Source organism: Moorena sp. SIO1F2, assembly GCF_010672755.1.
Taxonomy (GTDB): domain Bacteria; phylum Cyanobacteriota; class Cyanobacteriia; order Cyanobacteriales; family Coleofasciculaceae; genus Moorena.
The window spans coordinates 1-11,624 of record NZ_JAAHFV010000200.1 but is presented as its reverse complement, the minus strand read 5'-3'; the positions used below and the strand labels follow the sequence as shown (position 1 = coordinate 11,624).

General features: G+C 42.9%; 13 protein-coding genes. 12 read left to right on the top strand and 1 reads right to left on the bottom strand.

Features of this window, described 5'->3' with window-relative positions; genetic code table 11:
• Positions 1-75 precede the first annotated feature (75 nt).
• From infA to prfA, 11 genes are all read left to right on the top strand, one after another.
• On the top strand, positions 76-300 hold the full coding sequence (gene infA, locus F6J94_RS21290) for a translation initiation factor IF-1 (protein ID WP_008191178.1): 225 nt from the start codon (positions 76-78) through the stop codon (positions 298-300).
• A 102-nt stretch (positions 301-402) separates the two neighbouring features.
• On the top strand, positions 403-516 hold the full coding sequence (rpmJ, locus tag F6J94_RS21285; protein WP_075895709.1) for a 50S ribosomal protein L36: 114 nt from the start codon (positions 403-405) through the stop codon (positions 514-516).
• A gap of 71 nt (positions 517-587) precedes the next feature.
• The gene (rpsM, locus tag F6J94_RS21280; protein WP_008191169.1) at positions 588-971 is read left to right on the top strand and encodes a 30S ribosomal protein S13; all 384 of its coding nucleotides are present in this window, start codon (positions 588-590) and stop codon (positions 969-971) included.
• 186 nt (positions 972-1,157) lie between these two features.
• Complete coding sequence (gene rpsK / locus F6J94_RS21275; RefSeq protein WP_008191167.1) at positions 1,158-1,550, top strand: 30S ribosomal protein S11; 393 nt, start codon at positions 1,158-1,160, stop codon at positions 1,548-1,550.
• Between the two features lie 152 nt (positions 1,551-1,702).
• On the top strand, positions 1,703-2,647 hold the full coding sequence (locus F6J94_RS21270) for a DNA-directed RNA polymerase subunit alpha (RefSeq protein WP_008191164.1): 945 nt from the start codon (positions 1,703-1,705) through the stop codon (positions 2,645-2,647).
• A 103-nt stretch (positions 2,648-2,750) separates the two neighbouring features.
• Positions 2,751-3,101, top strand: coding sequence for a 50S ribosomal protein L17 (gene rplQ / locus F6J94_RS21265; RefSeq protein ID WP_293020882.1), 351 nt, complete (start codon positions 2,751-2,753; stop codon positions 3,099-3,101).
• 61 nt (positions 3,102-3,162) lie between these two features.
• On the top strand, positions 3,163-3,996 hold the full coding sequence (gene truA / locus F6J94_RS21260; protein ID WP_293043944.1) for a tRNA pseudouridine(38-40) synthase TruA: 834 nt from the start codon (positions 3,163-3,165) through the stop codon (positions 3,994-3,996).
• Between the two features lie 214 nt (positions 3,997-4,210).
• The gene (gene rplM / locus F6J94_RS21255) at positions 4,211-4,660 is read left to right on the top strand and encodes a 50S ribosomal protein L13 (protein WP_070390670.1); all 450 of its coding nucleotides are present in this window, start codon (positions 4,211-4,213) and stop codon (positions 4,658-4,660) included.
• A 5-nt stretch (positions 4,661-4,665) separates the two neighbouring features.
• Positions 4,666-5,079: a 30S ribosomal protein S9 gene (rpsI, locus tag F6J94_RS21250; protein ID WP_008191157.1), complete on the top strand. Its 414-nt coding sequence runs from the start codon at positions 4,666-4,668 to the stop codon at positions 5,077-5,079.
• 355 nt (positions 5,080-5,434) lie between these two features.
• The gene (gene rpmE / locus F6J94_RS21245) at positions 5,435-5,683 is read left to right on the top strand and encodes a 50S ribosomal protein L31 (RefSeq protein WP_293043940.1); all 249 of its coding nucleotides are present in this window, start codon (positions 5,435-5,437) and stop codon (positions 5,681-5,683) included.
• Positions 5,684-5,903: 220 nt separating this feature from the next.
• Positions 5,904-7,016 carry a peptide chain release factor 1 gene (gene prfA, locus F6J94_RS21240; protein WP_293043938.1) on the top strand — a complete coding sequence of 371 codons (1,113 nt, stop codon included), beginning with the start codon at positions 5,904-5,906 and terminating at the stop codon, positions 7,014-7,016.
• Positions 7,017-7,539: 523 nt separating this feature from the next.
• Here the strand turns inward: prfA and F6J94_RS21235 are convergent.
• On the bottom strand, positions 7,540-9,426 hold the full coding sequence (locus F6J94_RS21235; RefSeq protein ID WP_293043936.1) for an adenylate/guanylate cyclase domain-containing protein: 1,887 nt from the start codon (positions 9,424-9,426) through the stop codon (positions 7,540-7,542).
• Positions 9,427-10,101: 675 nt separating this feature from the next.
• On the opposite strand from F6J94_RS21235, the gene F6J94_RS21230 reads away from it, so the two are divergent.
• Entirely contained in the window at positions 10,102-11,433 is a 1,332-nt protein-coding gene (locus F6J94_RS21230) for an AAA-like domain-containing protein (RefSeq protein ID WP_293043934.1), read from the top strand.
• Positions 11,434-11,624 lie beyond the last annotated feature (191 nt).

The following is an 11,624-nucleotide window of genomic DNA, read 5'->3' as shown; positions in this document are numbered from 1 at the left end:
TTATGTTAAGACTCCCTGAATTAAATAATCAAAATTTAGAACCTAGGGGGATAGTTGTATTGAGGTTAAAACACGTTGGCTAAACAAGACTTAATTGAAATGGAAGGCACGGTGACCGAATCCCTGCCGAATGCCATGTTCCGGGTTGACTTGGACAATGGCTTTAATGTCCTAGCTCATATTTCCGGTAAAATCCGTCGGAATTACATCAAAATTCTGCCTGGAGACCGGGTCAAAGTTGAACTAACCCCCTACGATTTAACCAAAGGTAGGATTACCTACCGCCTGCGTAAGAAGTAAAACTAGCAGTGACTTCTGTTTTATTAAAAATCAGTTAAATTTGACAAGTCAACAAAAAAAAAGATATAATAACCAACTGCATTATGTCCAGAAAAAAAAGACATGAAAGTTAGACCATCTGTCCGAAAAATGTGTGAGAAGTGCCGCGTAATTAAACGCCACGGTAGAGTTATGGTAATTTGCCCCAATCCCAAGCACAAACAGCGTCAGGGATAAATCTCAAATCCATACACTTAATCCATACATTTAATTTGTAGCACAAAACTTCAGTCAAGGGAGAACCAAGCGTGGCTCGGATTGCCAGTGTAGACCTACCTCGCGATAAACGTGTAGAAATAGGTCTGACCTACATTTATGGAATCGGTCTGTCGCGGTCTAAAGACATTTTAGCAGCAACAGGAGTTAACCCAGATACGAGGGTTAAGGATTTGACCGATGCGGAGGTGGCTGCCCTCAGAGCAGCTGTCGAAAAAAATTATCAGGTGGAAGGGGATTTAAGGCGCTGGCAGTCAATGAACATCAAGCGCCTAGTAGATATTGGTACCTATCGCGGACGTCGTCATCGCATGGGACTGCCCGTGAGAGGACAGCGAACCCGCACTAATGCCCGTACCCGTCGCGGTAGACGAGTGACTATCGCTGGAAAGAAAAAAGCACCGGCTAAGAAGTAATAGCTCTAGTCAGCCCAACTATCCACCACAGCTTTCTTGTCATTGGTCATTCGTCAAAAGTAACTGCCAGGAGACCTTCTGTTAGTCACTTTGGACAAAGGACTTTGGACAAAAGACTTTCGAAAAAATTGTACAGGTTACTCAACCCCAAGATAATCAATCACCCATAGAGTAAAGTCAAGTGACATGGCGCGACCAACAAAAAAAGGTGGTACAAAAAAGCAGAAACGCAATGTACCCAATGGAATAGCATACATCCAGTCTACGTTCAATAATACTATCGTTACCATTTCTGACACCAAAGGGGATGTAGTCTCTTGGGCTTCAGCTGGCTCTAGTGGATTTAAGGGGGCAAAAAAAGGAACTCCCTTCGCTGCTCAGACCGCTGCTGACAGTGCTGCCCGACGAGCCATAGACCAAGGTATGCGTCAGGTGGAAGTGATGGTGAGTGGACCAGGAGCAGGTCGAGAAACCGCTATTCGGGCCCTGCAAGGAGCCGGACTGGAAATCACCCTAATCAGGGATGTAACTCCAATTCCTCATAACGGCTGCCGTCCACCCAAACGGCGTCGAGTATAAGAGTATATTTTTTGCGACCGTTAGGTTGAAAGGAAAGTAGCTTGAAAGGAGGAGGTTCATCAGGAACTTCTTACCCTTTTTACCCTTTGGCTTACTATCCCTTCAACCTGTATTCGGTTAAAGGGGTCTTATGAATAGAGGGAGGTCACTCTGTGGCGCAGTTTCAGATTGAGTGTGTAGAATCCAAAACACTGAAGAACCAAAGTCAGTATAGCAGATTTGTCCTAGAGCCTCTCGAACGTGGTCAAGGCACAACGGTTGGCAACGCCCTCAGACGAGTTTTGCTGTCCAACCTAGAAGGGGCAGCAGTGACGGCTGTCCGGATTGCTGGCGTAAACAATGAGTTTGCCACAATTGAGGGAGTCAGAGAGGATGTCCTGGAAATTATGCTGAATATGAAGGAAGTTGTCCTAAAAAGCTACACCTCTCAACCTCAGATAGGTCGAGTGATGATTACTGGGCCATCCACTGTGAGAGCTGCTCAGTTTGATTTGCCCTCGGAGGTGGAAATTATTGCTCCAGGTCAGTATGTTGCTACCTTAGCAGAAGGGGCTAAGCTGGAAATGGAGTTCCGCATCGAAAAAGGTACAGGATATCGCTCTGTGGAACGGGGGCATGATGAATCAACAGCGGTAGATTTCCTCCAGATTGACTCTGTGTTCATGCCGGTGACTAAAGTAAATTACAGCGTTGAGAATACTCGCATTGATGGTGCTCTGGAAAAGGATCGCTTAACTTTAGAGGTCTGGACCAATGGTAGTATAACTCCCCAAGAAGCTCTATCTCAAGCGGCTGGTACCCTCGTGGATCTGTTCAATCCTCTCAAGGATATTAATCTCGAATCTATTAAAGATGACTATGGTGATGATGACGATCCCACCAGCCAAATCCCGATCGAAGAATTACAACTCTCGGTTCGGGCTTACAACTGCCTGAAACGAGCACAGATAAATTCTGTATCCGATTTGCTCGATTATAGTCAGGAAGACCTCCTAGAAATCAAAAACTTTGGTCAAAAGTCGGCTGAAGAAGTGATTGAAGCTCTGCAACGACGTCTAGGAATTACACTGCCCCACGAAAAATCCGCTAAGACTTAACCACAACAATTAAACTTAAGGGACTGGAGAAGCACGCAAGTAGCTAGTCTAAACCCTAGGAATAAAGGCAAATCTTGTTCAAAAAAAAGGAGGAAGCTAAAAAATGCGTCACGGGCGTCGTGTGCCAAAACTGGGCAAGCCAGCAGATCAACGTCGGGCTCTGATGAGATCCCTGACCACTGAATTACTGCGTCATGGTCGAATCACTACCACTAAAGCTCGGGCAAAAGCCATTCGTTCGGAGGTGGAGCGAATCATTACCCTGGCCAAGGATGGTTCATTGGCATCCCGACGTAGGGCAATTGCCTATCTCTACGACAAAAAGTTAGTTCACTCCCTCTTTGCTGGAGTGAACGAGCGATATGGCGATCGCAATGGCGGATATACCCGAATTCTGCGCACGGTGCGGCGTCGTGGTGATAATGCTGAAATATCTATTATTGAACTAGTCTGAGGCAATTAACCATTAAAGCAATTAACCATTAAAAATGTCAATTGTTAATCGTTAATCCATGATGTCTGCCAACGATGCTAAAGCTATCCAGCGAATTGCCCTGGTTATTCAATACCTGGGTAATAACTTTTATGGCTGGCAGCGACAACCAAAGCATCGCAGTGTTCAGTCGGAAATCGAAACAGTTCTGTCCACCGTGCAACAGCGAGCCATAACCCTATATGGTGCTGGTCGTACTGATACAGGGGTTCACGCTGCTGCCCAAGTCGCTCATTTTAATGCCACAGGTCCAATACCAGCCCATCGCTGGGCAGCCATACTCAATAGTAGACTGCCAGAGGATATCTTAGTCCGAGCATCAGCATTAGTACAACCAGACTGGCATGCTCGGTTTAGTGCCATCTGGCGTCGTTATCGATACACAATCTATACCGACGCCTGCCCTAACTTGTTTGTGCAACCCTTTTGTTGGCACTATTATCAAGCTCCCCTTGATGAATCCCTGATCCAGGCAGCCTTAAAACCACTGCTGGGTAAGCATCACTTGGCAGCCTTTCACCGAAGCAACTCGGGGCGATCGCATTCCTGGGTAAATGTGCAAGCAGCCGAATGTTACCGCAATGGATCATTTATTCATATAGAAATTCAAGCTAACGGATTTCTATATGGTATGGTGCGTCTGTTGGTAGGAATGCTAGTACAAGTGGGAATAGGGAAGCTAACCCCAGAACAGTTTACTGACATCTGGGTTAACCAACAGCGGGACAAAGTGAAACACGCTTCCCCAGCAAAAGGCTTGTGCTTGCTAAGGGTTGGCTACCCAGAATGCCCCTTTCCCCCAGAAATATGGTATGATGCTCAACCCAAATTTATATTACCTCAATTGACGGGTTGAAGGTTACAGGGGTAACTATGTTTAAGGTTAGTTTTACAGATGTATAACATGAAACCTTTAATCTGTCAATAGTTGACTTTTAGCCTGTCAACCAAACCGACAAGGGCTCCCTGGGCAAGAACAACCTGTGAAGCCTGGCCTGTAGGACACGCGTGCGCGTTCAACCAACATTGAACGTTTCAAACCAACCGTAAACCTGATATTGATTGAACTGATGGAAAAAACCCACATCCCAACTAAAGACTCAATTGAAAAAAAGTGGTACGTTGTAGACGCCACCAACCAGCGTCTAGGACGACTAGCTAGTGAAATTGCCATCATTCTGAGGGGGAAAAACAAACCTACTTACACTCCCCACATGGATACTGGTGACTTCGTGATTGTTGTCAATGCCGAAAAAGTTATGGTAACTGGCAGAAAACGGGAGCAAAAACTATACCGCCGCCATTCCGGTCGTCCTGGCGGTATGAAGACAGAAACCTTTGCTCAATTGCAAGCACGTATACCTGAAAGAATTATCGAGAAAGCTGTCAAGGGTATGCTACCTAAAAACTCTCTGGGTCGCCAACTTTTCAAGAAGCTGAAAGTTTACACTGGTCAGACCCATCCCCATGAAGCACAACAACCCCAAGAACTAACTATTAAAACAATTCCAGGAGGCTAAAACCAATGCAAGCAGAAGAACAAGCAGGTCGCGCTGTTTACTGGGGAACTGGTCGTCGTAAGTCATCAGTGGCTAGAGTGCGTTTGGTTCCCGGTAGCGGTCAGTTGATTGTTAATAAACGTCCAGGGGACGCTTACTTTAATTTTAACCCCATGTACCTAGCCAGCCTGAAAGCACCTTTGGAAACCTTAGGTTTGGAAAATGAGTACGATATCCTAGTCAATGCCCACGGTGGTGGCTTAACGGGACAATCTGATGCTGTGCGTCTAGGGGTGGCTAGAGCCTTGTGCGAACTAGACCCAGAAAACCGCCAACCTCTTAAAATAGAAGGCTACTTGACTCGTGACCCACGGTCAAAAGAGCGCAAGAAATATGGATTGAAAAAAGCTCGGAAAGCCCCCCAATACTCGAAGCGATAAATTATCAGCTGGCTAATTTAAAATTCAACATGGTAATTAAAAATTTGTAAGCATTCAAACCTTAGCTATCAGCTATCAGCCATTCCGAATAAACGTTTAGCTAAAAGCAAGAATAAATAAGCTAATAAATTAGCTGATTAAGGGTTGTCCACAATAGCTAATGTATGGGCAATATTAAGCCACATGCCTAAGTTTGACAGGATTGAAAAGCTGACTGCTAAGGGGCTGATAGCACCTCAATTAGCGTGGCACAGGCTTCTAGCCTGTGGTGTAGCGCGTATCCTTACCAGAATTTAACAATTAGCAATGGAAAATTAGCTAATTATATAGTAAAATACAAAGCAAAGGAGGAACTATGCCAAAACCAGATATTCACCCAGAGTGGTACCCAGAAGCCAAAGTCTATTGCAACGGGGAAGTTGTGATGACCGTTGGCTCAACTCAGCCAGAACTTCACGTAGATGTTTGGTCTGGTAATCATCCCTTCTACACAGGAACCCAGAAAATTATTGATACGGAAGGGCGAGTTGAACGCTTTATGCGGAAATATGGCATGCTGGATGGGGACGAAAATACAGCTAGCTCTGATGGGACAAAGAAATAGCTCCTAACGTTCAAGGGTGAAGGATGAAGGAGAAAAGATGAACCAGGAGGAATGAAGGATGAAATGGGTTTAGCGATGGCTAACTTAAGGTTGACTAAAAACTTGATAAACAGTTAGGAGTTAAATTTCCCACTTAATACTTCCCAGTTCATAATTCATAAATTTATACTTCATCCTTCCTAACTTCTGAGGCTATTTCAAGAGAGCGATCGCATAAACCATGGCTGAAACCTACCTGCTGGAAAAACTCAACTCTGTCGAGCAAACCTACCATGAATTAACAAGGCGTCTGGCTGATCCAGATATCGCCACTGACCCCAATGAGTTGCAACGAGTGGCAAAAGCTCGTTCCTCCCTAGAAGAAGTTGTTGCTACTTACGACAACTGGAAGAAAACCCAAGAGGATTTGGCAGGAGCACGGCAAATCCTTAAAGAATCGGCTGGTGAACCAGAATTGCAAGAAATGGCAGCTCTGGAAGTTGAGGAACTCCAGACCAAGCTAGAGCATCTGGAAAGAGAACTTAAAATATTACTCTTGCCTAAAGACCCGAATGATGAAAAGAATATCATGCTAGAGATTCGGGCAGGAACTGGTGGCGATGAAGCAAGTATCTGGGCAGGGGACTTGGTACGGATGTACTCACGCTATTCCGAAAGTCAAAACTGGCGAGTAAAGTTATTGAGTGAGTCTCTGGCGGATATGGGAGGCTTCAAAGAAGCGATATTAGAAATTCAGGGAGAGCAAGTTTACAGCAAGCTAAAGTTTGAAGCTGGGGTTCATCGAGTCCAACGAGTACCTGTGACTGAGGCTGGCGGTAGAGTTCACACCTCAACAGCAACGGTAGCCGTGATGCCAGAAGTTGATGACGTGGATGTGGACATAGACCCCAAGGAGATCGAAATTTCTACAGCCCGTTCTGGTGGTGCTGGTGGTCAGAACGTAAACAAAGTGGAAACGGCAGTTGATTTGTACCACAAACCTACAGGAATTCGCATTTTTTGTACAGAAGAACGATCTCAGCTACAAAACCGAGAGCGAGCTATGCAAATTCTCCGGGCTAAGCTGTATGAGATCAAGTTACAGGAACAACAGGAAGCGGTGACCTCGATGAGGCGTTCCCAAGTTGGTACAGGGGCTCGTTCTGAGAAAATCCGCACCTACAACTACAAAGATAATCGGGTCACCGATCACCGACTGGGTCAAAATTATTCCCTCGCTCCTTTGCTGGAGGGGGACTTGGAGGGAGTGATTCAATCTTGCATTAGCCAAGACCAGCAGGAGCAATTGGAAAAATTGGCATCTTCTACATCCAACGGTGAATCTTTAACTTGATGCCAAGTTAGCTAAAGGCTTCTCGCGCCTTTAGCTAAAAGCCTTGCCTGATCTGGGGTTTACTCTAACTGAAGCCCAGACTCAAAAACGACAGTGTTTTGTTAGGTTTGTGTATTAAATCATAATCAAAATTTTGTCAACTAGATTTTAAGTGTTGCTTGATTTTATTGACACTCCCCGCCGAAGTAAGAACGGGGATTCTTAGTTCCTCGACATGCCTTAAAATTAGCTATCCGTCAAAGGCAATATTTAAGCCAAATGCCCGTTAAAAACCAAACATCTAGCCTAATTTAACTAACCCCAGTGGGCTTGTCTCCCTAAGCGTTGAGTTTCCTCAGTTTCCGTGTGCCCCACGGTACTTTTGTTTTCAAAGTTTGCTTTACTGGTTGTCGGTATCTGTTAGGATCCATACGTTTTTAATGAGGTTTTTCGCGCCTCAAGTGCTAACATCGCTTTACGTCGTGAAATTATGACAGTACCGACGAATCCTGTCTGTGTTAGGCCACTCTCTTATTCTAGCACATTACTTGAAAGCCGTCCTAGAAGGACGGGGCTTGAAACCCATCTTTTTAGTCACTCCAGAGAGACGAGTATGAAGTTGACATTGTCCAAGATAAATTTGTGCTACACTATCTCCTGGATTCAAGCGTAGACACTCCTGAAACAGAACTGATGCCTTGGAGAAATAATGGAGATTATAAAGTACCAAGGCTTGTTCAAATTTGCTGCGAGTAATTAACTTCCCTTCTCGCAGTTGAGGTTTATCGGCATCAAAGATTTCATAAACTGTCACCATTTCCGATTTCCCCTTGACTGGTACCCGATCAATCAAGCGAATGGCATAAGCTAAGGGATTATCTAACTTCCAATAAGTATGCTGAGTAATTAATAACGGCACCCCATAACGTTTCGTTAATTCTTCTAAACGAGACGCTAAATTGACCCCATCGCTGATGACAGTGCTATCCATCCGATTTTTTCCTCCCACTGCTCCTAGCATCAACGAACCAGTATTGATGCCAATCCCAACGGTGATGGCTGGGTGTCCTGAGCTTCGCCGAGATTGATTATAGTCAGCTAGGGACTTTAGCATAGCAATTCCGGCGTTGACCGCATGATTAGCACTTTCGTTAAACAGAGCCATAATCCCATCCCCCATGTATTTATCAATAAAGCCATGATTTCCAGTGATGGCAGATTCCATACGAGAAAGATAGGTATTGATAAATTCAAAATTTTCCTCAGGTGTCATACTTTCCGATAGGGTGCTAAAGGAGCGAATATCGGAAAATAGCACCGACATCTCTTGCTGAACATGATCCCCTAATTGAACATCGGTAATGCTTGGTTTGTTCAATAATTGGAGAAACTGATGAGGGACAAAGCTTGCATAAGCTTGATTGACTTGGGAGAATTCCTGCTTCAAGCGTAGGTGTTCTGCTTCTGCTTTTTTGCGTTGGGTGATATCGTGAAAAGCTACGATAGCATAGGCAATGTTGCTCAATTCATTAAAGATAGGTGTTCCCCAACTTTCTATAGGGATAATTTTTTCTCCTTGGTGGATTTCCAGATCATCCAGGGTGGCGTTTTCACCTTTTAATGCCTTTACAGCAACTAATTTTTCAGCAAAGTATAGCTGATTGGTTCCGGCAACATAAAGTTGATAAACCTCTGGCATTTGCTCAGCTGTAGTTAATGGCACGACTCCCTTACCGAATAACTGCCGCGCCTTATAATTGAGGAATTCTAGTACCCCCTTATCATTAAACACAGCCACACCCACAGGCATCCTTTCTAGAAACTGGGTCAATTGATACTGGTTCTCTAGCAGTTCGTCAACTAGGACAGTTTGCTGACGGTTTATAGCACTCAGATGCTGCCACTCTTGATTAGCTTGTTCTGGTGCTGTAGTATATTCTGAAATCTGTGCTGCTTGATCACAGATGATTTTTTCCAACTGCTGATTGAGTTCCTGAAGTTGGCGATTTTGTGCCTTCAGTGTTTCCTCAAGAAGATAAGTATGTATGGCTTCTATGACTGTCAATTTCAGGTCTTCAGATGGACAAGGCTTCCCTAGGTAACGATATAACTTTGCATACCGAATAGCCTTGGCTGTAGCTTCCAAATCCAGATCACCCGTCAGCATAATTTTGAGAGTTTGATTAGAGAAAAAATAAGCTATGTTTAATAAGTCATCCCCTTTCAGATCAGGGATAACAGCACCAGCCAAAACTAAAGCAACTTCATACTCGTCATTGCGCAACTCTTCGACTAACTTTACAACCCCTTTACTCCCTTCAAAATTTTCAATCAGATTTTCTTTGCCGAGAGTATTACCTAGAGATATTTTTAGGTTATTGAGAACTGATGGATCATTATCAATACAAATAATTATTAATGGGTTTGTCATGGCAAATTATCATCTGCAAAATTATCTTGAATTATTTAAATAAATGCCTGGCGGCAATTGATTATTATTATAATATATTTTTTTTTTCATAACAAAATATTGCCTGCTTATTAATTGATTGGATTAAATGATTGAAGTAAATCATTTGGTGGAATTAAAGATAAACTATTATTCCCTAAACTCTTAGTTGTTTACCATTGATTAATAACAGTAAGCCATCAACAGTAAACCACAAAAAAATTACATATTTTATTTATTAATACCAAATCACTTATCTCAAGCTATGGATTGAGCAGACAAGTTTTATTTTTTGGAGCAACATATAGTATTGTGGCGATAGTGCCCTCTACAGTCAACACCAAAATGTAGCCAATTGCTTTTACGATTTAGCTACACTATTGACCCAATCTGCTGGAAATTTATCTGATTAAGCCACTCAATTAACCCCTAATTCCCTAGACAATCTACCTAAATACCAATAAATATCATTAAATAATTGATTTGTCAACTATCCCAAGACACCCATTTGATAGGCATGTTAGCACTATACATAATAGTATGTATTTGTCAATTAGCAAGTGTAGCCAGTTTAATCACGCTCATCAACCTAAATTAATTGTCTGCCTTGTTAGAAACCGCTAAAGTGTCGTTTGAGATATTGGGGAACTCTTAGTGATGACTATTGATCAGGTACTTGACATCCTCAAAAGTGTTGAGAAAATCAAGTTAACTCCACTTCAGGAATGGATATTGCACCAAGCCTGGGAAGGAAAAACCTATACCGATATGGCGATCGAAGCACACTATGGCCCTGAATACCTCAGAAAGACTGCCTATAAGTTGTGGCGATTACTGGGAGACATTTTTGGCAAAGCGATCACCAAGACCAATTTCCGGAACACCCTGGAAACAACCCCGATTACTTCCTACCATCAAGAACTAATTCAGCAATATTACCGCCGTCAATGCCTACGTAAAATTGCTGAATTTCCTAGTGGAGCACTTCCCCTACCATCTCACCTTTATATAGAGCGTCCTCCGATTGAAGAGCTTTGCTATCAAGCCATTCACCAACCCGGAAGTTTACTCCGGATTACAGGACCAAAAGAGACAGGAAAAACGTCTTTGCTATTGCGAATATTAGACCAGGCAAGAGAAAAACAATATGGCAGAGTTTACCTCAATTTTAACCAAGCAGAAACCGCCATTTTAAGCAATTTAGACCGGCTATTGCGCTGGTTATGTGTTAACATCAGTTACCAACTCCAGCTTCCCCAGCAACTGGATGACTATTGGGATAAAGACCTAGGCAGTAAGGTCAGCTGTATGAGTTACTTACAAGAACATATCCTAGAAAAAATAGACCATCCCCTAGTTTTGGCAATGGATGAAGTCCATCGGTTGTTTGAGCATACCCAAACTGCTAAAGATTTTTTACCCTTATTGCGCTCTTGGCATGAGGAATCTAAACAACTACCGCTGTGGCGAAAGCTGCGGGTTGTTGTGGTTTACTCGACAGAAATTTATGTTGCTCTGGAAACTTCCCAATCTCCGTTTAATGTGGGATTACCGATTAAGTTACCCGAGTTTAACAAACAGCAAATCCAACAGTTAGCTCAGCTTTATAGATTACATTGGTCAAATAGTGAAGCTGCTGGCAAACTGATGGCTGTGGTGGGGGGACATCCGGGATTAGTGCAGCTTGCTCTGTATCACTTGGCTTATCATAATATTAGCCTAGAACAATTACTCGCTGAAGCAGCTACTGCTACGGGAATTTATAGTGACTATTTGCGGCAACACTTAAGTGTACTTAGGGCAAATCCTGATTTAGCTACTACTCTTAAACAGGTGGTTGCAGCAGATAGGGGAGTTGAGCTCGATCCAATCAGTATCTATAAGTTACAGAGTATGGGTTTGGTGAGTGTTCAGAGAAATCAAGTTACACTCTGTTGTAATTTATATCGTCAGTATTTTTTAGAACACCTTGATATGTTGAAGGTTTAAGGTTTAAGGTTTAAGGTTGAAGGTTTAATGTTGAAGGTTTAATGTTGAAGGTTGTCTGTCAGAATTAATTCTTAATTCTTAATTCTTAATTCTTAATTCTTAATTCTTAATTCTTAATTCTTAATTCTTAATTCTTAATTCTTAATTCTTAATTCTTAATTCTTAATTCTTAATTCTTAATTCTTAATTCT

Bases quoted from the DNA above. Each gene is read 5' to 3' on its own strand.
- rpmJ (WP_075895709.1), top strand. From the start codon at position 403: ATGAAAGTTAGACCATCTGTCCGAAAAATGTGTGAGAAGTGCCGCGTA.
- rpsK (WP_008191167.1), top strand. From the start codon at position 1,158: ATGGCGCGACCAACAAAAAAAGGTGGTACAAAAAAGCAGAAACGCAAT.
- rplQ (WP_293020882.1), top strand. From the start codon at position 2,751: ATGCGTCACGGGCGTCGTGTGCCAAAACTGGGCAAGCCAGCAGATCAA.
- truA (WP_293043944.1), top strand. From the start codon at position 3,163: ATGTCTGCCAACGATGCTAAAGCTATCCAGCGAATTGCCCTGGTTATT.
- rplM (WP_070390670.1), top strand. From the start codon at position 4,211: ATGGAAAAAACCCACATCCCAACTAAAGACTCAATTGAAAAAAAGTGG.
- rpsI (WP_008191157.1), top strand. From the start codon at position 4,666: ATGCAAGCAGAAGAACAAGCAGGTCGCGCTGTTTACTGGGGAACTGGT.
- rpmE (WP_293043940.1), top strand. From the start codon at position 5,435: ATGCCAAAACCAGATATTCACCCAGAGTGGTACCCAGAAGCCAAAGTC.
- prfA (WP_293043938.1), top strand. From the start codon at position 5,904: ATGGCTGAAACCTACCTGCTGGAAAAACTCAACTCTGTCGAGCAAACC.
- F6J94_RS21235 (WP_293043936.1), bottom strand. From the start codon at position 9,426: ATGACAAACCCATTAATAATTATTTGTATTGATAATGATCCATCAGTT.
- F6J94_RS21230 (WP_293043934.1), top strand. From the start codon at position 10,102: ATGACTATTGATCAGGTACTTGACATCCTCAAAAGTGTTGAGAAAATC.